The sequence below is a fragment of the Microbacterium psychrotolerans genome, assembly GCF_031085295.1.
Taxonomy (GTDB): domain Bacteria; phylum Actinomycetota; class Actinomycetes; order Actinomycetales; family Microbacteriaceae; genus Microbacterium; species Microbacterium psychrotolerans.
In genome coordinates this window covers 1,001,295-1,022,532 of record NZ_JAVFWO010000001.1, presented here as the reverse complement: position 1 = coordinate 1,022,532, position 21,238 = coordinate 1,001,295, and the positions used below count along the sequence as shown (strand labels likewise).

The 21,238-nt window shown below is 71.8% G+C and carries 20 protein-coding genes; 11 read left to right on the top strand and 9 right to left on the bottom strand.

The genetic code is table 11. The features are described from left to right. Window positions 1-231 precede the first annotated feature (231 nt). Window positions 232-903 carry an Ig-like domain-containing protein gene (locus Q9R08_RS04470; protein ID WP_308866633.1) on the top strand — a complete coding sequence of 224 codons (672 nt, stop codon included), beginning with the start codon at window positions 232-234 and terminating at the stop codon, window positions 901-903. Between the two features lie 56 nt (window positions 904-959). Here Q9R08_RS04470 and Q9R08_RS04465 read toward each other — a convergent pair whose 3' ends face one another. Further along, a complete protein-coding gene (locus tag Q9R08_RS04465) occupies window positions 960-1,700 on the bottom strand; it encodes a winged helix-turn-helix transcriptional regulator (protein WP_308866632.1) in 741 nt (246 codons plus the stop codon). Continuing rightward, on the bottom strand, window positions 1,701-2,138 hold the full coding sequence (locus tag Q9R08_RS04460; RefSeq protein WP_308866631.1) for a VOC family protein: 438 nt from the start codon (window positions 2,136-2,138) through the stop codon (window positions 1,701-1,703). A gap of 170 nt (window positions 2,139-2,308) precedes the next feature. On the opposite strand from Q9R08_RS04460, the gene Q9R08_RS04455 reads away from it, so the two are divergent. Continuing rightward, the gene (locus Q9R08_RS04455; protein ID WP_308866630.1) at window positions 2,309-3,604 is read left to right on the top strand and encodes a sensor histidine kinase; all 1,296 of its coding nucleotides are present in this window, start codon (window positions 2,309-2,311) and stop codon (window positions 3,602-3,604) included. Between the two features lie 41 nt (window positions 3,605-3,645). Then, window positions 3,646-4,323 carry a response regulator gene (locus Q9R08_RS04450; protein WP_418001314.1) on the top strand — a complete coding sequence of 226 codons (678 nt, stop codon included), beginning with the start codon at window positions 3,646-3,648 and terminating at the stop codon, window positions 4,321-4,323. 168 nt (window positions 4,324-4,491) lie between these two features. Here the strand turns inward: Q9R08_RS04450 and Q9R08_RS04445 are convergent, their stop codons facing one another. Further along, window positions 4,492-5,061, bottom strand: a complete 570-nt coding sequence (locus tag Q9R08_RS04445; RefSeq protein WP_308866628.1) for an NADPH-dependent FMN reductase — start codon at window positions 5,059-5,061, stop codon at window positions 4,492-4,494. A gap of 272 nt (window positions 5,062-5,333) precedes the next feature. Between Q9R08_RS04445 and Q9R08_RS04440 the strand changes: the two genes are divergently transcribed. Further along, the gene (locus Q9R08_RS04440; protein WP_308866627.1) at window positions 5,334-6,218 is read left to right on the top strand and encodes an ABC transporter ATP-binding protein; all 885 of its coding nucleotides are present in this window, start codon (window positions 5,334-5,336) and stop codon (window positions 6,216-6,218) included. After that, window positions 6,215-7,324, top strand: coding sequence for an ABC transporter permease (locus Q9R08_RS04435; RefSeq protein WP_308866626.1), 1,110 nt, complete (start codon window positions 6,215-6,217; stop codon window positions 7,322-7,324). The genes Q9R08_RS04440 and Q9R08_RS04435 overlap by 4 nt, the downstream gene beginning before the upstream one ends. 77 nt (window positions 7,325-7,401) lie before the next feature. On the opposite strand, the gene Q9R08_RS04430 is transcribed toward Q9R08_RS04435, so the two are convergent. Then, entirely contained in the window at window positions 7,402-7,812 is a 411-nt protein-coding gene (locus Q9R08_RS04430; RefSeq protein ID WP_308866625.1) for a VOC family protein, read from the bottom strand. Window positions 7,813-7,949: 137 nt separating this feature from the next. On the opposite strand from Q9R08_RS04430, the gene Q9R08_RS04425 reads away from it, so the two are divergent. Beyond that, window positions 7,950-9,317 (top strand): glucose-6-phosphate dehydrogenase, encoded by a 1,368-nt coding sequence (locus Q9R08_RS04425; RefSeq protein ID WP_308866624.1) that lies wholly within the window; start codon window positions 7,950-7,952, stop codon window positions 9,315-9,317. A 61-nt stretch (window positions 9,318-9,378) separates the two neighbouring features. On the opposite strand, the gene rraA is transcribed toward Q9R08_RS04425, so the two are convergent. Continuing rightward, window positions 9,379-9,846 carry a ribonuclease E activity regulator RraA gene (gene rraA / locus Q9R08_RS04420; RefSeq protein ID WP_308866623.1) on the bottom strand — a complete coding sequence of 156 codons (468 nt, stop codon included), beginning with the start codon at window positions 9,844-9,846 and terminating at the stop codon, window positions 9,379-9,381. Between the two features lie 190 nt (window positions 9,847-10,036). Further along, window positions 10,037-10,570 (bottom strand): ArsR/SmtB family transcription factor, encoded by a 534-nt coding sequence (locus Q9R08_RS04415; RefSeq protein ID WP_308866621.1) that lies wholly within the window; start codon window positions 10,568-10,570, stop codon window positions 10,037-10,039. Window positions 10,571-10,627: 57 nt separating this feature from the next. Here Q9R08_RS04415 and Q9R08_RS04410 point away from each other — a divergent pair, with 57 nt between their 5' ends. The 4 genes from Q9R08_RS04410 to Q9R08_RS04395 all read left to right on the top strand — a co-directional run bounded on the left by Q9R08_RS04410 (window position 10,628) and on the right by Q9R08_RS04395 (window position 15,424). Next, window positions 10,628-12,139 carry an MFS transporter gene (locus Q9R08_RS04410; RefSeq protein ID WP_308866620.1) on the top strand — a complete coding sequence of 504 codons (1,512 nt, stop codon included), beginning with the start codon at window positions 10,628-10,630 and terminating at the stop codon, window positions 12,137-12,139. A 226-nt stretch (window positions 12,140-12,365) separates the two neighbouring features. Beyond that, window positions 12,366-13,523, top strand: coding sequence for a type III polyketide synthase (locus tag Q9R08_RS04405; RefSeq protein WP_308866619.1), 1,158 nt, complete (start codon window positions 12,366-12,368; stop codon window positions 13,521-13,523). Window positions 13,524-13,587: 64 nt separating this feature from the next. Then, a complete protein-coding gene (locus Q9R08_RS04400; protein ID WP_308866618.1) occupies window positions 13,588-14,292 on the top strand; it encodes a methyltransferase domain-containing protein in 705 nt (234 codons plus the stop codon). Continuing rightward, complete coding sequence (locus Q9R08_RS04395) at window positions 14,285-15,424, top strand: FAD-dependent oxidoreductase (protein WP_308866616.1); 1,140 nt, start codon at window positions 14,285-14,287, stop codon at window positions 15,422-15,424. The genes Q9R08_RS04400 and Q9R08_RS04395 overlap by 8 nt, the downstream gene beginning before the upstream one ends. Window positions 15,425-15,562: 138 nt before the next feature. Here the strand turns inward: Q9R08_RS04395 and Q9R08_RS04390 are convergent, their stop codons facing one another. Then, on the bottom strand, window positions 15,563-16,405 hold the full coding sequence (locus tag Q9R08_RS04390; protein ID WP_308866615.1) for a UbiA family prenyltransferase: 843 nt from the start codon (window positions 16,403-16,405) through the stop codon (window positions 15,563-15,565). A 128-nt stretch (window positions 16,406-16,533) separates the two neighbouring features. On the opposite strand from Q9R08_RS04390, the gene Q9R08_RS04385 reads away from it, so the two are divergent. Next, entirely contained in the window at window positions 16,534-17,115 is a 582-nt protein-coding gene (locus tag Q9R08_RS04385) for a nitroreductase family protein (protein WP_308866614.1), read from the top strand. Window positions 17,116-17,200: 85 nt separating this feature from the next. Here Q9R08_RS04385 and Q9R08_RS04380 read toward each other — a convergent pair whose 3' ends face one another. Both Q9R08_RS04380 and Q9R08_RS04375 read right to left on the bottom strand, forming a co-directional pair. Beyond that, window positions 17,201-19,408, bottom strand: coding sequence for an ATP-dependent Clp protease ATP-binding subunit (locus Q9R08_RS04380; RefSeq protein ID WP_308866613.1), 2,208 nt, complete (start codon window positions 19,406-19,408; stop codon window positions 17,201-17,203). Between the two features lie 84 nt (window positions 19,409-19,492). Beyond that, the gene (locus Q9R08_RS04375) at window positions 19,493-21,157 is read right to left on the bottom strand and encodes a SulP family inorganic anion transporter (RefSeq protein WP_308866612.1); all 1,665 of its coding nucleotides are present in this window, start codon (window positions 21,155-21,157) and stop codon (window positions 19,493-19,495) included. Window positions 21,158-21,238 lie beyond the last annotated feature (81 nt).

The window sequence follows — 21,238 nt, the reverse complement described above, 5'->3', positions numbered from 1 at the left end:
GCCGTGGGAGCGATCGTGTTCGCGGTGGCCCCATGGGACCCGCCGGCGAGCCGGGCTCCGGTCGCGGCGAACGCGCCGGCCGGGACGGATGCCGCGGCCGGCGTGGCGCCGCCTGTCGAAGAGCCGGCTATCGAGCCCGATGAAGCAGTGCCGGCGCCCGGGGGGGAAATGGCGCCGCCACCTGGGCCGCTCCCCCCGCCCGTGCCGGCTCCCCGGGCGCAGCCCGAACCGGTGCCGACCCCCGCGCCGCCACCCGGTCCGACGACGCCGGCCCCGGAGCCGACCACCCCGACCACACCTGCACCGACCCCGACGACCCCGAGCCCGCCGGTACAGACGGCGAGCCCGGCGCTGGATACCCCGCGCAACCTCTCGGCGGCGATCCCGGCGCCGATCACGGGCGCCGGAACGCCCGGAGCGAGCGTCGCGCTGGTCGACGAGTCCGGCAGCGAACTCGTGACCGTGACGGCGGGCGCCGACGGGCGCTTCTCGGCCACCATCCCCGGCGACCTGCTGCACACCGGCATGACGGTGCGGGCCGTGCAGACGGTGACGGCGATGCGGCCCTCGGAGCCGAGCGCCCCCGTGGGCCCGTTCCTCCTCCCGGCACCCACGGTGACCGCCGCGGACGGCTCGCTGGACGCGCGCCTCGAGGACGCCGACCGCGACGGTCTCGCCGACGACCTGTACCTGCAGCTGAGCGGCGAGCAGGGCAGGACCGTCGCCGTCTCGGTCGACGGCGCCTGGACGGGCAATCTCCACGTGCTCACCGGCCCGCCGCTCCTGCGCGTGGTCTATGACATGGCGCCCGGTGCGCACGCGATCGGGATCCGCTACGTCGATCCCGCGACCGGGCGCGAGGGCCGCGTCGCACACGTCACCATCGACGCGACAGCCCGCTGACGGCGAGCGGGAGGACCCGCCGGCCCCTCCGCATCCGGTCTCGTGCGAGCTTCGCGCTACGCGACCGGGACCCGCTGGTCCTCCCGGTCCTGCACCGCCGGAGCCACCGGGATCGAGAACGTCTGCGCGAACCGCTCCAGCAGCGTCGCATCGCCGCTGACCACGGCCAGCACCTCCTCGTCGATGGCGGCCGCCGGGGTCAGCTCGCCCGAGATGAGGCGACGGATGCCGGGCCCCGCCGCGAAGACGATGCCCGGGTCGTCCGCGACCGACGCCTGCGTGCCGAGTCGCGGGTCCACCGGCCGGCCGGCGGGCTGCAGCTGCGCGATCTTGAGCCCCGACGGGTCGACGTGCACGCGCAGGACGACGTCGGCCACGTGCACCTCGTAGTCAGCTGGAGGCAGCGCGGCAGCGGCATCCGATCGGAATGCGGTGCGCAGCGCCATCGTGAGCGAGTCCGCGGTCACGATGTCGTCGGGCGATGGATCCCCCATCTGCTGGAATCCCCAGCGGCCCATCGCGAGCACGATCGGCTCGAGCTCGCGACCGTACGGGGTCAGCTCGTACACCAGGCCGCAGTGCAGGAGGGGCACCCGGCGCACCACGCCGCCCTCCTGCAGCTCCTTGAGCCGCGTGGAGAGGATGTTGGTGGGGATCTTGGGCAGCCCCTGCTTGAGGTCGGTGTAGCGCCGAGGGCCGACGAGCAGATCACGGACGATGAGCAGCGCCCACCGCTCCCCGATCAGCTCGACGGCCGTGGTGACCCCGCAGTACTGCCCGTAGCTGCGGGAGGCCACTTACGCCTGCGCCTGCTCCGCCATGTAGGCGTCGGGTCCCTTGGCGGCGGCCTCGGGATCCATGTACATGAACTGGATGCCGTTGCCGTCGGGATCGATGAGGTCGCGGCCGTACATGAAGCCGTAGTCCTGGGGTTCGCCCGGCGCGGTCCCGCCGTGTGCGACGCCCGCCTCGACGATCCTGTCGACGTCTTCGCGGGAGTCGCGGCTGATCGACAGCAGCACCTGGGCGTGCGTGCGCGGGTCGGCGAACTCCTTGTCGGTGAACGTCGAGAAGTACTCCTTGGTGAGCACCATGAAGAAGATGTCGTCACTCCACACGACGCACGCGGCGTTGTCGTCGGTGAAGAGCGGGTTCAGCTCGCAGCCCAGGGCGGTGTAGTACGCCTTCGAGCGCTCCAGGTCGTTCGTCGGGATGTTGACGAAGATGTGCGTCATTGCCTTGCTCCTTGGATTCTCGTGTCGGTAGGACTGCCGACATCCGATGGTTGCAAAAAACAAGCAAACTTGTCAATAGCAAGTAGGTCCGCCGCGCGCTTCGTCTCGCAGGGTCCCGACTCCGCCTCTCGGGGGATGCCGCGACGGGGAGTCCGCCCTACCGTGGAGGGATGTCCGACCACACCGCCGCGCACCCGGTCCGGCGCCCGCGGCCGACGCCTGCCGAGCTGCGCAACGACGTCTGGCTGGCAGCCGGCCTGTTCGTCTCGGCCGTCCTGAGCACTGCGCTCGGGTCGGTGGCCGGCGTGTACGGTGCCGACGCCGCCGAGGGGATGCAGTGGGCGCTGCTGTACAGCCTCGGGCTCACCGCCCCGCTCGCGGTGCGGCGGCGCTTTCCCGAGATCGTCGTCGTCGCCATCGCGGTGGTGTTCTTCGTCGGGGTCACGCTGCGCATCCCCGACCTCTACGTCTCGAACATCGCGATGTTCATCGCGATGTACACCGTCGGCGCCTGGGTCGACGACCGTCGCCGGGCCATGTGGGTGCGCGTCGGCGTCATCGTCGCGATGTTCGTGTGGCTGATCGTGACCATGTTCCAGTCGGCGATCGATCCGTCCGACGACGCGCTCTCCCAGGCCGGCGTGTTCTCGCCGTTCGCGGCGATGCTGCTGCTGCAGCTGCTCGTCAACGCGGGGTTCTTCGGCGGGGCGTACTACATGGGCGACCGGGCGTACGCCGCCGCGATGTCGCGCGCCGCCCTCGAGCAGCGCACCCGGGAGCTCGAGCGCGAGCGCGAGGTGACCGCCGCGCAGGCCGTCGCCCTCGACCGCGTCCGGATCGCCCGCGAGCTGCACGACGTCGTCGCGCACCACGTCTCGGCGATGGGCGTGCAGGCCGGCGCCGCCCGCGCGGTGCTGGATCGGGACCCGGATGCCGCGCGCACGTCACTGCTGGGGATCGAGGACTCCGCCCGCTCGGCGATCGCCGACCTGCGCCAGCTGCTCGAGACCCTGCGCACTTCCGCCGGCGACGCCGAGGGCGGCTCGACCGTGCACCTGTCGGCGCTCGCCGACCTGGTCGCGCACGCCAACGACAACGGCCTGCCCACGACGCTGACGGTCGTCGGCGACCGTGTCGACCTGCCCGACCTCGTGCAGGTGAACATGTACCGCGTCGCGCAGGAGGCACTCACCAACGCACGCCGCCACGGCGGGCCGGATGCCGCGGCGGACGTCCGCCTGCGCTACGGCGGCGACGCCGTCGAGCTCGAGGTCGTCAACTCCGGGCGCGCCGTCGCGGCGCCGATGCGGCCCGGGCTGGGCCTCGTGGGGATGCGGGAGCGTGCCGCGGCCTCGGGCGGGGTGCTCGAGACCGGCCCGCGCGGCCGCGGCGGATTCCTCGTGCGGCTGCGCGTGCCGTTGGCCGCACCGGCGTCGGCGCGCGCCTCGGCGGGGGTGGGCGCGTGACGGCGGCGATCCGCGTGCTGCTGGTCGACGACCACGCCGTGATGCGGGCGGGCTTCCGCATGATCCTCGAGTCGGCAGGCGACATCTCCGTCGTCGGCGAGGCATCGACCGGCGTGGAGGCGGTCGCCGCAGCATCCGCTCTCCGCCCCGACGTGATCTGCATGGACGTCCAGATGCCCGACATGGACGGCGTGGAGGCCACCCGCCGGATCGCGCGCGACCCGTCCGTCGAGGCGGCCGTCGTGGTCGTGACCACGTTCGACCGCGACGACTATCTGTTCGACGCGCTCGCGGCCGGCGCCAGCGGGTTCCTGCTGAAGAACGCCGGACCCGAGGAACTCATCGCCGCGGTGCGCGTGGCCGCCGCCGGCGACGCGCTGCTCGCCCCCGAGGTGACCCGCCGCGTCATCGCCCGCTTCGCCGCGGCTCCCCCCGACCGCGAGAGAACCGCGGGTGGACGAGAGGCAGGGAACGCCCCTACGCCTGGTCCACCCGTTGTACTCTCGCGCGGCGGCGGCGTGCCGACCGTCGAGCTCACCGAGCGCGAGGGCGAGGTGCTGCACCTCGTCGCGCAGGCGATGAGCAACGCCGAGATCGCGCAGCGGCTCTACATCGGTGAGGCCACGGTCAAGACGCACGTGTCGAACGTGCTGCAGAAGCTCGGCGCCCGCGACCGCGTCGCCGCCGTCGTCTACGCCCACCGGCACGGCCTCGTCTGACGGGATCGGCGCGCACGAACTCCGCAAGAACCGTCCGCACCGCGCCTGGCTGTGGCGCTCGGCGGCGGGCGGAAGCCACGGATGCCCCGGGCCCACGCCGTGAGGGGCGCGGGTCGGGGCATCCGTGCTGCTGGAACGATGCCGGCGCGGAGGCCGACCGGAGGGGAATCAGGCCGCGACGGGAACGGCGGCGTAGCGGTCCACGAGAGCGCCGAACGCCTCGAGGTAGCCGACGAGGAACTCGGCGGTCTGGTCGTTGGTGACCTCGCCGGTCTCGGTGAACAGGCCGGGCGTGGTCTGCACGTAGCCCTCGGGCTGGCCGAGCGTCGGCGCGTTGAAGTGGCTGAGGATGGCCTTGAGGTGCTGCTGCGCGGCCGCGGTGGCGATGCCGCCGCCGGAGGTGCCGATGACAGCGGTCGGCTTGCCGTTGAACGAGCCCTTACCCCACGGACGGGCCGCCCAGTCGAGGGCGTTCTTCAGCACGCCGGGGATGGAGCGGCTGTACTCGGGGGTGATGATGATGACGCCGTCGACGTCTTCGATGGCCTGCTTGAAGTCGCGCGCGACCTGCGGATAGTCCGCGTCGAAGTCGGGCGAGTAGAACGGGAGGTCCTTGATCGGGATCTCGACGAGGGTCGTGCCCTCGGGGGCGAGACGCTCGAGAGCCTTCGCGAGGCGGCGGTTGATGGAGGTCGACGAGATGCTGCCGACGATGTAGCCGATGGTCCGCTCGGACATTGTTGTTCTCCTTGAAAGACAGAGGCGTCCCCGGTGGGGGGGCCACCGTGGACGTTCCAGTTCCATGCAAGCACATGAACGTGTGCTTCTATTCCCACGCATGCAACAACGGCGAGCGTGGGTCTCCCCCGCGGAGCGGACGGCGATGATCCCCCTCCCGGGGGAGGACGCCGACGACGGCGGTGCGTAGCGTCGGTGTCGCAGGGCTCGACCACCGGGGTGCGGGCCCGACACCTGTGACGGATCGGTCACGGGGTGCGAGAGGAGACAGGATGCTGCAGCTTCGCGGTATCGGCAAGAGCTACGGGGGGCGCCGCGTGCTCGACGACGTGTCGTTCGACGTGCGGCCGGGCCGGCTCACGGGCTTCGTCGGCGGCAACGGCGCGGGCAAGACCACGACCATGCGGATCGTGCTGGGGGTGCTCACCGGCGACGCCGGCACCGTGACACTCGACGGCGCCGAGGTGACGGCGGCGGACCGCCGCCGATTCGGGTACATGCCCGAGGAGCGCGGCCTGTACCCGAAGATGAAGGTGCTGGAGCACATCGTGTACCTCGCGCGCCTGCACGGGTTCCCGAAGACGGATGCCGAGGCGCGCGCCCGCGCGCTGCTGGAGCAGCTCGGACTCGGCGAGCGCCTGAACGACAACGTCGAGACCCTCTCACTCGGCAACCAGCAGCGTGCGCAGATCGCCGCGGCGCTCGTGCACGACCCGCAGGTGCTCATCCTCGACGAGCCGTTCTCGGGCCTCGACCCGCTCGCGGTCGACGTCGTGGCGGGCGTGCTGCAGGAGCGTGCCGCAGCCGGCGCCGCCGTGCTGTTCTCGTCGCACCAGCTCGACGTCGTCGAGCGCCTCTGCGACGACCTCGTCATCATCGCGGGTGGCACGATCCGCGCGGCCGGCGGCCGCGACGCGCTGCGCGCCCAGCACTCGACGCGCCGCTTCGAGCTCGTGTCGGCCGGCGACGCCGGGTGGCTCCGGACCGAGCCCGGAGTCGACGTCCTCGACTTCGACGGCGGCTACGCCGTGTTCGACGCGGACAGCGACGAGACCGCGCAGCGCGTGCTGCGCCGGGCCCTCGCACAAGGCGATGTCGCGAGCTTCGCGCCGCAGCATCCGTCCCTCGCCCAGATCTTCCGGGAGGTCATCCAGTGAGCACCACCGACACCCGCCGCGCCCCTGCCGGCCTCGGCGGCGGCCAGGCCATCTGGCTCGTCGCCGAGCGCGAGATCGGCTCGAAGCTGCGCAGCAAGGCGTTCGTCATCTCGACCGCGATCCTCTTCGTCGGCGCCCTGGCGCTCGTGATCTGGGGCGGCCTGCAGGCGGCGAACGCGACCGGCACGCCTGTCGCGGTCACCGCGGACGCCCGGCAGTACGTCGCGAACGCGGAAGGCCTCGACGTCACCGAGGTCGGCGACAGGTCGGCCGCCGAGGCGCTCGTCGAGGACGGCACGGTCGATGCGGCCGTGGTGGCCGACACGTCGTCGCCGCTCGGCTTCGCGGTCGTCGCGGACTCTTCGCCGCCGACGCAGCTGCTGCTGCAGCTCGCGCAGCTGCCGCCGGTCGAGCTGCTGAACCCCGACGGGGGCAACGCCGCGCTCGGCTACATCGCCGCCGTCGGCTTCGGCATCGTCTTCCTGCTCGCCGCGTCGCTGTTCGGCAGCACGATCGCGCAGAGCGTCGTCGAGGAGAAGCAGACGCGAGTGGTGGAGCTGCTGATCTCGGCCATCCCGGTGCGCTCGCTGCTGGCGGGCAAGGTGATCGGCAACACGGTCCTCGCCATGGGACAGATCCTCATCCTCGCCGCGATCGCCGTGATCGGCCTCACCGTCACCGACCAGACGGAGCTGCTGCAGGGTCTCGGTGCGCCGATCGCCTGGTTCGCGATCTTCTTCCTGTTCGGCTTCATCCTGCTCGCGTCGTTGTTCGCCGCCGCAGCCTCGATGGTGTCGCGGCAGGAGGACATCGGCTCGACGACCGGGCCTCTGACGATGCTGATCATGGCGCCGTACTTCCTGGTGATCTTCTTCAACGACAACCCGGTGGTGCTCGCAGTCATGTCGTACGTGCCGTTCTCGGCCCCGGTGGGCATGCCGATGCGGATCTTCCTCGGCGACGCCCAGTGGTGGGAGCCGCTCGTGTCGATCGCGATCCTCATCGCGACGTGCATCGCCGCGATCCTCATCGCCGCGCGCATCTATGAGAACTCGCTGCTGCGCATGGGCGGCCGGGTGAAGCTCTCGGAGGCCCTCGCCCGCTGAGCGGGCGCGAAAGCAGGCACGCGGATGCCCCGACCCGGCCCTGCGGCGGGCTCGGGGCATCCGTCGGTCCGGCGCCGTCAGCCGCCCATCATCTGCGGTGCCATCTCGCCGACCGCGATCACGTTGCCCGCAGGGTCGCGGAACCACGCGATGTCGGGCCCGCCCTCGAAGCCGCGCGAGATCCCCTTCTCGTCCGTGCCGTAGTCGGGGTCGCTGTAGATCTTCGTGGTCACCCCCCGGGCGTTGAGGTCGTCGACGGCGGCGTCGACATCGTCCACGCTGAAGTTCAGGATCGTGAACACGGCCGGCTCGTGATCCTCCTTCGGATAGACGAAGACGTGGCCGCCGCCCGGGAGCGCGATGGTGAACCCACCGCCCATCTCGTCGTAAACGGTCACATCGAGCCCCAGGGTGTCGCGGTAGAACGCCACGGCCTCGCCGACGTCGGGTACGGCGAAGCTCGAGAACGGACGATCGGTTGTGAACATGACAGCCTCCCAGTGTGTGTCCCCACGTCCACGATCCTCTTGCCGGCCCGGCCTGTCGAGGGGTCCGCGGGCGGGCGTCGCGGACGAGATCGCACAAGCCCCTCCCGGAGGCCGTGCCGCGTGAATAGGTTGACCTCATGGCCAACGAGACCACGCTTGTCATCCTCGGCGCCTCCGGCGACCTGACCTCGCGGCTGCTGCTGCCCGCCCTGGGGCAGCTGCTCACGATGGAGCCGCAGCGCCGTGTGCGGCTGCGCGGCGCCGGGATGGACGACTGGGACGACGCACGCTGGCGCGACACCGTGAAGGAGTCGTTCGCGGCGGGCGGCTTCGCAGAGGCGTTCCGGGCCGTGGCCGAGACGACCTACCTGCGCGCCGACATCACCGACCCGCACGATCTCGAGCGGGTGGTCGCCGATCCCGGTGACCGCCTCGCGCTGTACTTCGCAGTGCCGCCCGCCGTGGCGGCGGCGGCCTGCGAGGCCCTCGCCGCAGTGGCGATCCCCGACGGCACGGTGCTCGCGCTCGAGAAGCCCTTCGGCGTCGACGAGGCCTCGGCGCACCGCCTCAATGTGACGGTGACCGGTCTGGTGCCCGAGGAGCAGATCTTCCGCATCGACCACTTCCTCGGCCGGTCGACGACCCTGAACATGCTCGGTGTCAGGTTCGCCAACCGCGTGTTCGCTCCGGTGTGGTCGTCTCAGCACATCGAGTCGGTCGTCGTCCGCTACGACGAGACGCTGGGACTCGAGGGCCGCGCCGGGTACTACGACAGGGCCGGCGCTCTCGTCGACATGATCCAGAGCCATCTGCTGCAGGTGATGGCGGTGCTGGCGATGGAACCTCCCGCCACGCTCCGCGAGCGGGACTTCCGCGATGCCACCGCCGCGGTGCTGCGCGCGACGCACGTGTGGCAGGACGATCCGTCGATCGCGTCGCGGCGTGCGCGCTACACCGCGGGCGCCGTGGGCGACCGCCGGCTGCCGTCGTATGTGGACGAGCCGGATGTCGACCCCTCACGCGAGACCGAGACCCTCGCAGAGCTCACCTGTGAGGTGCGCAACGAGCGGTGGCAGGGTGTGCCCTTCACCCTGCGCTCGGGAAAGGCGCTCGCGGGCAAGGACGGCGAGGTGGTCGTGACCTTCCGGCCCGTCAACCACGTTCCGGACGGACTCACGGGCGCCGCGCCCGGCTCGGTGCTCCGCTTCTCGCTCGGGCCCGACCGCATGGACCTCGAGCTCAACGTCAACGGGGGCGACGACCCACTCGAGCTCGAACGCGCGATCCTGGAGGCCGACCTCGGCGCCGGAGCGCTCAAGGCGTACGGCGAGGTGCTGTCGGGCATCCTCGACGCCGACGCGACGCTCGCCGTGCGCGGAGACGCGGCAGAGCAGTCGTGGCGCATCGTCGACCCGGTGCTCGCGGCCTGGCGGGCGGGCGAGGTGCCGCTCGACGAGTACGCCGCTGGCTCGCTCGGGCCCGAGCACTGGCAGAAGCTGCCCTGAGCGACGCCCCGGCGGGCGGAGCGAGACCCGACGCCCCAGCGGCTCGCGACCAGCGCCGCGGTCAGCGTTCGACGAGGATCCCGTCGGCATCGGCCCACACGTGCCTGCCGGGAACGAAGGCGACGCCGGCGATCGTCACCGGAACGTCGACTTCGCCGAGCCCCGCCTTCACGCTCTTGCGGGGGTTCGAGCCCAGCGCCTTGACGCCGATCGGCAGCTCGCCGATGGCGACGCGGTCGCGGATCGCGCCGAAGACGATGAGCCCGGCCCAGCCGTTCGAGACCGCGGACGCCGCGATGAGGTCGCCGACGAGCGCCGACTCCAGCGACCCTCCGCCGTCGACCACGAGCACTGCGCCGTCGCCTGGGGTCGCGAGCAGGTCCTTCACGAGCGCGTTGTCGCGGTGGCACCGCACCGTTCGGACCGGACCCTCGAACGCGACGCGCCCGCCGAAGTCGTGCAGCTGCAGCGAGAGCGAGTCCAGCTCATCGCCGCGTTCGTCGTACAGGTCAGCCGTCGAGGTGGTCATCCCCTCACGCTATGGCGATTCCGTGGTCTCGCGGCAGTCGTCATCCGGAGAAGATCCCGCGCTCTTCCGCCGCCGCGAAGTTGTCGGCCTGCCTCACATGCACGCGACACGTGTGCGTCGTACCCCTGAAGCACGTCACCCGGACGGATGCCGGGACCGCTCGTCGCGGCGGCGGTCGGTGCGCGGCGGGTCAGCGTGCGGCCGGCGGGTTCTCGTCGGGGTGCAGGGTGCTGAAGAACGAGTACGTGTCGCCGTCGGGGTCGGGGCCGCGCTCCTTGAACTCGTTGACGAGCTCGTAGAGGCGGTGCTGGAATTCGGTGCGGTGCTCGGGGGTGAGCTTGAGGCCGAGCCAGGTGGTGTCGAGGTCGTCGGGAGCGACACCCTGGATCTGCTGCAGGAACGTCTCGATGAGCACGGGCGAGCCGCCGGGCATCGACGTCCGCCACGACAGTCCGGTCGCCCGGTACGGGACCTCGCGCGCTCCCTGCGCGCCGGAGCGCTCGGGCTCGGCGGCGAGGTAGCCGGTCTGCACGAGCGTGCGCACATGGTGCAGCATCGTGCCGGGGTTCATGCCGAGCAGCTCGGCGAGCTCCTTGTTCGTGCGCGACTCGAACGCGCACAGCCGCAGCACGCGCAGGCGGAGCGGCGAACTCAGGGCGCGCATCCGCGCCTCCGCCTCGGGATCACCCCGACGCAGTTCGATCCGGTCTTCCCCGTCGGCCACGTGGTCAGCGTACAAGACTGATTGACAGATCTCAATCAGTGGCGCACACTGATTGACATGTCCCAATCAGATGAGCTCCGCGGGGTCGACGCCGCCCCCGAAGAGCTCGCCGCCGCCCCCGAAGAGCTCGCCGCCGACACGCTCGCCGAGGCGCGGGCCGAGGCGTCGACCCTCACCTCGCGAGCGGGTGCCGATGAGGCGGTGGAAGCGGATCAGGATGCCGCAACCGCAGACGCAGCCGCCGCCGCGCCGACCCCCACGGCCGGCAAGGGCTCGCTGTGGCGCGACCGCAACTTCCTGACGCTGTGGAGCGGCCAGGCGCTCAGCCAGTTCGGTGCGCAGATCACCGAGCTGGCGATCCCGGTGCTGGCAGTGCTGATGCTCGACGCGACCGAGTGGGAGGTCGGCGTGCTCAACGCGGCGCAGGTCGCCGCCTTCCTCGTGGTGGGACTGCCCGCCGGCGCCTGGATCGACCGCATGCGCAAGCGCCACGTGATGATCGTCGCCGACGGGGTGAGGGCCGTCGCCCTCGGCACGCTGCCCGTGCTCGCGCTGTCGGGGGCGCTCGAGATCTGGCACATGATCGTCGTCGCCCTGATCATGGGCGTCGCGACGGTGTTCTTCGACGTGTCGAACCAGAGCATCATCCCGTCGCTCGTGCGAACCAATCAGATCGCCGAGGCGAACGGCAAGCTGCAGTCGACCGAGCAGCTGGCCGGGCTCGCCGGCCCTGCGTTCGGCGGATGGCTGGTCGGCGTGCTCGCCGCCCCGCTGGCGATCTTCATCACCGTCGGCACCTACCTCGCCTCGTTCGTCGCGCTGCTGTTCACGCGCGACCACGAGCGGCTGCGCTCCCCCGACGACCACAAGCCGCTCGTGCACGAGATCGCCGAAGGCCTGCGGTGGGTGTTCGGCAATCCGCTGCTGCGCCGCATCGTCGGCACGACCGGCGTCGCGAACTTCTTCGGCACGATGTCCACCACCCTGCTGCCGATCTTCGCGCTGCGCGAGCTCGGCCTCACACCGCAGATGCTCGGCATCGTGTTCTCGCTGTCGGCGGTCGGAGGCCTGCTCGGGGCTATCGCGACGCCGCGCATCGTGAAGCGGCTCGGCGAGGCGCGGGCGATCCCGATCAGCGCGATCGCGTTCTCCATCTCCCCGTTCTTCCTGCCCGCGATCTCGCTCGTGCCGGCGCTGGCCTTCCCCCTGCTGGTCGTGCAGTTCTTCGTGATGAGCTTCACGATCCTGCTGTACAACATCACGCAGGTCACCTTCCGCCAGCGAATCACCCCGCCGCGGCTCCTCGGCCGCATGAACGCCTCGATCCGGTTCGTCGTGTGGGGCGTCATGCCCATCGGCGCCCTCCTGGCCGGCGCGCTCGGTACCTGGATCGGCACCGTGCCCACGCTGTGGATCGCCGCGAGCGGCGAGCTGCTGGCCGGCCTCTTCGTCGTCATCGGCCCGTTCTGGGGCATGCGCGAGCTGCCCGCCGCTCACGAGGAGCACGGAACCGGCGGGCCGGCCGCGGCCGATGCCGAGGTCGGCCGCGGCACCGAGCCGGGGCGATGAGCGGGGAAGATCGTCGGATGCCTCGGCCCGCCGTGCAGGGTCGGGCCGAGGCCTCCGCACCGGATGCTCCGCGTGTCGGTTCGCGCCGCGGGGAGGCGTGGGGGAGCCTCCGCGCTCCTCGCGTGACGTCGCACTGACGCACTGCCGGCACGCGCGGCCGGTACCTCACGGTCCGGATTCCGGCAAGACGGTGCTGAGGGGTGCCCGGCCGTGCTTAGGTTGCTCCATGACGGCGCGCATCGTCTCGATCGGCACGGCGGTCCCTGCCACCCGGATCCGGCAGGACGATGTCCGTGCGCTGTTCGCGGCGCAGGACGGCGTCGATCGCCTCACCCGGCGGCGCATCCAGGCGGTGTTCGACGCCTCGGCCATCGAACAGCGTCACACCGTCCTGACCGACCTGGCGAGCCCGCCCGGTCCCCGCGCGGCGGGGGTTCCCGCCTTCGTCGACGCGGAGGGGCGGCTCCTCTCCCCCACGACCGCCACACGCAACGACCTCTACATCGCCACCGCTCCCGCCCTGTCAGCCGAGGCCGCCCGCGAGGCCCTGCGCGACGGGTGCATCGAGCCGTCGGCCGTCACGCACGTCGTCACCGTGTCGTGCACCGGCCTGTTCGCGCCCGGACCTGACTATCGTCTCGTCCGCGACCTCGGTCTGAGTCCCACCGTCGAGCGCTGCCACCTCGGGTTCATCGGGTGCGCGGCCGCCCTCCCGGCGCTGCGCGTCGCAACGGCCCTCGCGGGGACCCGGGCGGACGCCGTGGTGCTGGTGGTCTGCACCGAGCTCTGCTCGCTGCACGTGCGGGCCTCGGCCGACCCGCAGCAGATCGTCGCGGCATCCGTCTTCGCGGACGGCGCCGCCGCGGCGATCGTGACGGCGAACCCGGCCGTCGGCCGCGCCGGCGGGCTCGACCTCGAACGCTTCGGCAGCGCGCTCACCGACGAGGGCGAGACCGACATGGTGTGGACGATCGGCGACAACGGCTTCGAGATGGTGCTGTCGGCCGAGGTGCCGCGCATCATCGGCCGCGAGATCCAGGGCGCGGTGGCGCGGTTCCTGGGCGACGACGGCGAGCCGGCCGTGTGGGCGGTGCACCCCGGCGGACGCAGCGTGCTCGACCGCGTCGAGACCGGGCTCGGGCTCGGCCCCGACGCGCTGGCCGCCTCCCGGGGTGTGCTGCGCGACTTCGGCAACATGTCGAGTGCGACGATCCTCTTCATCCTCGCGGCGCTCCTGCGCGACGACGCCGTGGGCGACGGCGCCCGCGTCGCCGGGCTGGCCTTCGGGCCGGGGCTCACCGTCGAATCGGCCCTCATGACGAGGCGGCGGGTAGCCGAACCGGCGGACGACCAGATCGCCCTCGCCCTGGCGGCGTCGGCGTGAGGCCGGCGATGGCCGCCATCACTGTCGGCGAGCACGCGGCCGACGTGAGCGGGGACGGGCCGTCATGACCCTCGCCGTCCGCGACGAGCGCCTGGCCGAGCTCATGGACGACCCGGCGTGCGACCCCGATCGTCTGCGCGCCACGCTGCGGCGGTTCGGCACGATCAACCGCCTCGTCTCAGGGTGGGGCGCTGTGTACCGGCGCAGACTCGCTCCGCACCTGTCGACGCTGCGTCGCTCCGCTCGCGTGCTGGACATGGGCTGCGGCGGAGGCGACCTCGTGCTGCGGCTCGCCGCGGCCGCGCGGCGGGACGGCATCCAGGTCGAGTGGACCGGCATCGACCCCGACCCCCGCTCGTACGAAGTGGCGCTCGAGCGCGGTCGCGAGGACGGCGTGACGTTCCGGTGCACGGACGCCGCGACGCTCGTCGCGGAGGGCGTCACCTACGACGCGGTGCTGTCGAATCACGTGCTGCACCATCTCGGCTCCGACCTGCCGAGCTTCGTCTCCGAGTCGCTGACGCTGTCGCACGGGCTGGTCCTGCACAGCGACATCGCACGCTCGCGGCTCGCCTACGCCCTGTACGCGATCGGCATCACGCCGTTCGCCCCCGGCACGTTCCTGCGGACCGACGGGCTGCGCTCCATCCGGCGCAGCTACACGCCGGCCGAGCTGGCCGCCGTGCTCGACGAGGCGATGCCCGGCACGTGGGACGTGCAGACTCCGGCGCCGTTCCGCGTGCTCGCGACGGGTCGCGGTCGTGGCTGACGTCACGATCGTGGGGGCCGGCCCCGTCGGCACGCTGCTGGCGACCGAGCTCGCACGGCGCGACGTCGACGTGCGCGTGCTCGAGCGCCGGCCCGCGGTCGGCGACGGCACCCGGGCCATCGGCATCCACTCCCCCGTCCTCGCCGCCCTCGAGCCGTCGGGACTCACCGAACGGCTGCTCGCCGACGCCGCGCGCGTGCGGCGGGGCGAGGCGCGCAGCCGTGGACGCGTACTCGGCACCGTGCGCTTCGACGCGCTCGCCGCGCGGTTCCCGTTCGTGGCGACGCTCCCGCAGTCGACCACCGAAGCGGTGCTCGGCGCCGGTGCCCCCGAGCCGCTGCGGGGAGCCCGTGTCATCGCGGTGATCCCGCGTGCGCAGGGCGTCGTGGTGCGAGCGACGCACCTCGGCCGCATCATCGAGTTCGAGAGCCGCATCGTGGTGGTCGCGGGCGGTGCGGGCGGGCGGGACCTCGTCTACCGGCCCGGACGCGTGGGTGTACGCGAGTACCGCGACCGCTATCTGATGACGGATGCCGCCACCGCCGGCCGATCCGACGACGACGTCGCGCTGGTGCACCTCGACCCCGACGGGGTGCTCGAGTCCTTCCCGCTGCCGGGCGGTATGCGCCGGTTCGTGGCCTGGGACGCCCCCGGCGGCGATGACGAGCCGGAAGCTCGGGCGGTGAGGCTGCGCGACGCGCTCACCCGCCGGGGCGAGCAGGCGGCGGCGAGCGCCGTGGAGGCGGCGACGTCGTTCGGCGTCCGCCGGGTCGTCGCGCCGCGGCTGCGCAACGGGCGGGTGTTCGCGATCGGCGACGCGGCGCACGAGGTCAGCCCGATCGGCGGTCAGGGTATGAACCTCGGTCTGCTCGACGCCGTGACCCTGGCCCCGCTCCTCGCGTCGTGGATGCGCACCGGCGACCCGCCCGACGCCGGGCTTCGCCACTGGGAGGACCGCCGGCTGCGGTCGGCACGCGCGGCGGCCGCGATGGCGACGGTGAACACGGCGCTCGGCCGGCCGCTGCCGCACATCGATCTGCTGCGCCGCACGGCCGTGCGCGCGATGCTCGCGGGCCCCTCGGGTCGCCTGTTCGCGCGGGCGTACGCGATGGGCTTCGACGCCGACGCCTGAGCGGCGTCCGGCCGTCACGCGGAGCACTCGCCCCTTCCCGGTCTTCTCGGGTTCGGGGCGCATGCCGTGCGTCCGGGGCGCACCGGACGCGCCCCCAACGGACCGGTCGCGCCCCGGAACGCCTGCAGGGAGCCTTGGTCAGCCGGCGAGGGCGCTGCCCGAGGCGACCAGCTGGGTGGCCAGCAGCAGCGCCGCGAGCATCACCAGCCGGAACAGCGCGCGGCTCGGCGGTCTCGTGATCGCCCGCCACGCCGTGATCGCCGCGACGACCACGACCGCCGCGAAGAAGACCCACGACACGGCCGAGACCGCGCCGAGATCGCCGCCCGCCGCCCCGAGCAGCACGGCGATCGCACCGCCGACCACCGCGAGCGCGGCAGTGACCGCCGCCGCGCGCGGACCGAGCCGGTGCGGAAGGCCGCGCACGCCGGTGCGCGCGTCGTCGTCCAGGTCGGGCAGCACATTGGTGAGGTGCACGGCGGCGCCGAGCGCCGCGCCGGCGATCCACGCCCAGCCGGCCGCGAACGCGGCGTCGGGAGCCGCGAGGGTCGCGAGCGACGGGAAGATCCCGAAGCTCACCAGGAAGGGGACGATCGACCAGGGCGTCGACTTCAGGCCGGCGTTGTACGACCACGCGGAGCCCAGTGCGAGGGCGTGGGCGGCGAGCATGCGCCAGCCGAGCGGCAACGAGAGCGCCAGCGCCAGGACGAGCAGGCCGAGTGCTGCCGCCCACGCGACACCGATGCCGGCGTCCCCGCGGGCAAGGGGCTTGTCGGTGCGCCCGACCTCACGGTCGCGGGCCGCGTCGAACGCGTCGTTCGAGATGCCCACCGACAGCTGGCCGGCGAACACCGAGACGGTCAGCAGGGCGATGCGCCAGAGGTCGAGCCCTGTTGCGATCCCGAGCGCGAGCGCGAGCGCCGTCACGACGAGCGTCGGCCCGGGATGGGAGGAGCCCCACAGGGCACGGACGGTGCGCACGCTCGATGCTCTCACGGTGCCGGTCGGCCGGTGCCGCATCGACGGCGGGAATGGGCCGCGAATGTATGTCGTTGCATGCACTCGGGCCGACGGCGTCCCGCAGATCATTCCGCATGCAAGGAGACGCCATGCCCACTCTCACCGACCGCACCGCCGAGACCGACGCCCCGATCATCGACATCCTGGCGGAGCGCTGGAGCACCCGCATCTTCGACCCGGAAGCCGTCATCGACGAGAGGGCCCTGGCGAGCGCGCTGGAGGCTGCGCGATGGGCGCCGACCGCCGCCAACACGCAGGCCTGGCGCGTGATCGTGGCACGCCGCGGCTCGGCATCGCACTCGCAGGTCGTGTCGGCGCTGGCCGGGTTCAACAGCGCGTGGGCGGGCGACGCCTCCGCGCTCGTGGTGTTCGTCGCCGAGACGACGCGCGACGGCGAGCCGATGACGTGGGCGCAGTACGACACCGGGCAGGTGGCCGCCCACTTCACCGTGCAGGCGCATGCGGACGGCCTCTCGACACACCAGATGGGCGGCTTCGACCGCGATGCCATCGCCGCTGCCTTCGGCCTGAGCGACGATTTCACGACCATCACGGTGATGGCGGTCGGCACGCTCGGCGATATCCGCACCGCATCCGCCGAACTGCAGGCTCGCGAGACCGCCCCGCGAGTGCGTCGCCCCGTCGCCGACTCGGTGCTCGTGAACGACTGAACAACGGAGCGACCAGGACGGATGCCTCGTCCCGCCGCGGCGGGGCGAGGCATCTGTCATTCGCGCACGGTCGCGGTCGCCGAGCTCAGTCGTCGAGCAGCTCGGCCTCGATCACGTCCTCATCGTCCGCGGTCGGCTCGGCCACGGCCGGGCCGTCGCTGGTGAGCACCAGCGACGAGCCGTCCGCCGCGACATCCACCCGCACGACGTCGCCGTCGCGCACTCCACCCGACAGCAGCGCCATCGCGAGGCGGTCCTGGATCTCGGACTGGATGAGCCGGCGCAGCGGCCGCGCACCGAACACCGGGTCGTAGCCGCGCTCGGCCAGCCAGGCCCGGGCGTCGGGCGTCACGGCGAGCGACAGGCGGCGGTCCTTGAGGCGCCGCTGCAGCGCGAACACCGCGAGCTCGACGATCTGCGCGAGGTCGTCCTCGCTGAGCGCCGAGAACATGACGATGTCGTCGAGCCGGTTGAGGAACTCGGGCTTGAAGGCTTGCCGCACGATCGCCATGACCGTGTCGCGCTTCTGCTCGGCCGACAGCGTCGGATCGATGAGGATCGGCGATCCCAGGTTGGACGTGAGCACGAGGATCACGTTCGTGAAGTCGACCGTGCGCCCCTGTCCGTCGGTCAGGCGCCCGTCGTCCATGACCTGCAGCAGCACGTCGAACACCTCGGGGTGCGCCTTCTCGACCTCGTCGAGCAGCACGACCGAGTACGGGCGCCGCCGCACGGCCTCGGTGAGCTGACCGCCCTGCTCGTAGCCGATGTACCCGGGAGGGGCGCCGACGAGGCGCGAGACGGTGTGCTTCTCGCCGTACTCCGACATGTCGATGCGCACCATGGCGTGCTCGTCGTCGAACAGGAACTCGGCGAGGGCCTTGGCCAGCTCGGTCTTGCCGACGCCGGTGGGGCCGAGGAACAGGAACGAGCCGGTCGGGCGGCCGGGGTCGCTGATGCCTGCACGCGAGCGGCGCACCGCGTCCGAGACAGCCTTCACGGCCTCCTTCTGCCCGATGAGACGCTTGCCGAGCTCGGACTCGAGGTGCAGCAGCTTCTCGGTCTCGCCCTGCAGCAGACGGCCCACCGGGATGCCGGTCCACGCAGCGATGACCGCGGCGATGTCCTCCTCGGTGACCTGGTCGTTGACCATCCGGTCGCCGGCGGGTTCCTCGCGCTCGGCCTCGACGAGTTGACGCTCGAGCGCGGGGATCTCGGCGTAGAGCAGGCGCGACGCCTTCTCGAGGTTGCCCTCACGCTGCGCCCGCTCGGCCTCCATCCGAGCGGCGTCGAGCTTGGTCTTGAGGTCGCCCACCCGGTTGAGGGAAGCACGCTCGCGGTCCCAGCGATCCTGCAGCTCGCCGAGGCGCTGCTGCTCCTGACCGAGGGTCTCTCGCAGCGCCGCCAGGCGCTCCTTCGAGGCGTCGTCCTTCTCCTTCTTGAGCGCGAGCTCCTCGAGCTTCAGGCGGTCGACGTGGCGGCGCAGCTCGTCGATCTCGAGCGGCGCCGAATCGATCTCCATGCGCAGCCGCGACGCGGCCTCGTCGATGAGGTCGATGGCCTTGTCGGGCAGCTGCCGCGACGGGATGTAGCGATGGCTGAGGGATGCCGCGGCGACGAGCGCGGCATCCGCGATGGCGACCTTGTGGTGGGCCTCGTACCGCTCCTTGAGCCCGCGCAGGATCGCGACGGTGTCTTCGACCGAGGGCTCGCCGACGTACACCTGCTGGAAGCGGCGCTCGAGCGCGGCATCCTTCTCGATGAACTCGCGGTACTCGTTGAGCGTGGTCGCGCCGATGAGGCGGAGTTCGCCGCGCGCGAGCATCGGCTTCAGCATGTTGGATGCCGCCACCGACCCCTCGCCGCCGCCGGCGCCCATGAGGACGTGCAGCTCGTCGATGAACGTGATGATGCGGCCGTCGGACTCGGTGATCTCCTTGAGCACACTCTTCAGGCGCTCCTCGAACTGGCCGCGGTACATCGCACCCGCGACGAGCGCGGAGATGTCGAGCGTGACGAGCTCCTTGTTCTTGAGCGACTCGGCGACATCGCCCGCGACGATCCGCTGGGCGAGGCCCTCGACCACGGCGGTCTTGCCGACGCCGGGCTCGCCGATGAGCACGGGGTTGTTCTTGGTGCGCCGGGTCAGCACCTGGCTGACGCGGCGGATCTCGCTGTCGCGCCCGATGACGGGGTCGAGCTTGCCCTGGCGGGCACGGTCGGTGAGGTTGATCCCGAACTGCTCCAGGGCGCTCTGCGCGTCCTCCTGCCCGGGCTGTTGTGTGGCGTTCATCTGTCTCCTGAAATCTGTGATCGCGAAAGTTGAGTCGCGTTGGCTCAAGTTTACCAGCGTTCGGGCGTGCGGATCAACGTCGCCTCACGCTCCGATCTCGGTCAGCGCATCGGCATAGGCGCGGCGCAGGCCCTCGCCGACCCACTCGGAGCCGCGATACACGTTGTCCTCCCCGATGTCGGCGGTGAGCCCGCCGGCCGCGAGATGCGCGATGACCCGTTCCTCGCTGGCGACGACCTTGAGCGTCGAGTCGGCGTCGCGGAGCTCGTGGGCGAAGCGGCGCAGCACCTCGACGTGCGACAGGCCGATCTCGTCGGTGCCGCGCAGCCGCACGATCACCACCGCGCCGCTCGACTCGCGGCTGACATCGGGCAGCTGGCGCTCGAAGACCGGCGCGCTCGCGAAGAAGAGGCTCCCGTAGGGCTGGAGCACCAGCACCTCGCCCGGCGGGACGACCGCCGGCGGATCGCTCTCGCGCATGCGCCCGTCGCCGGCGAGATGCACGGCGCGCACGCGCACGCTGTTGGACTGCTCCGCGACGTACAGGATGACGCCGAGGCCCACCCCGACCAGCACCGCGAACTGGAGCGGGATGATCAGGGTCAGCCCGAAGGTGACGCCCATGATCGCCGTCGGCAGCGCGCCCGACTTCACCACCGAGTAGATGCGACTCGGTTTGACCGCGCGCCATCCCACCACCATCAGCAGGCCGGCCAGCGCCGGCATCGCGACGAACGACACCAGATCCGCGGCGACGAAGACCAGGACGGCCATGACGGCACCCGCGATGAACAGCGACAGACGGGTCTTCGCACCGGCCTGGACGATCAACGACGATCCCGACATCGACCCGCCGACCGGCATCCCCTGGAAGAGGCCCGACACGACGTTGCCGAGTCCCTGTCCGAGGAAGTCGCGGTTGGCGTCGGCGCGCTTTCCGTCGGCGGTCGGGATGCCGGCGGACACGGCGGCGCCCTGGACGAGGCCGATGAAGGCCAGCGACAGCGCCGGGATCAGCAGCGCAGGGGCGTCGGCGATACTCGGCAGCACCGGAGCCGGGAGTCCGCGCGGGACCTCGACGATGTCGCGCAGCAGCACCACCGTGCTGGTCACCCACGTGTTCAGCACCACGGCCACCACCGAGCCGAGGACCACTGCGATGACCAGACCCATGCTGCCGACGCGGGTCGGCAGGAGCACGACGATCACGAGCACCGAGATCGCACCGACGACGAGCGACGGGATGCTCCACTGCCCGACGTGCAGGAACACGTCGATCGTCTTCAGCAGCCGGTTCGGTCCCTGCGCCTGATAGCCGGTGAAGTTCGACAGCTGCCCGAGGACGATGTTCACGCCGATCGCCGTGACGAACCCGGTCATGACCGCGGTCGGCACGAAGCTGATGAGGCGTCCGCCGCGCAGCAGCCCCGCGACGACCATGACGATCCCGGTGAGGATGGCAAGGGTGAAGAGCCCCCGATCAGGGTCCGGCAGCGTGCCGAGCTGCGCGTCGGAGACGACGAGCGCCATCGCACTGGTGGCCTGCACGGCCATGAAGGCGCTGCTGGTGAGGGCCGCGGCCCCCACCATGCCGAACAGGTAGCCGTAGAGCCCGGCCAACGGATTCACGCCGGCCAGAAGCCCGGCCGCGAGGCCGTCGGGCACCGCCTCGATCCCGAGGATGACCCCCGCGACGGCGTCCTTGCGCAGGGTCTTGCGCGAGAACCACGCGCGCGGATGGAAGGCCACGGGTCTCACGCTAACGAAGGCGGGAGGATTCCACCCCACATCCTTCACCGCGGCCCGACACGCGGACGCGGCCCCTGCCGC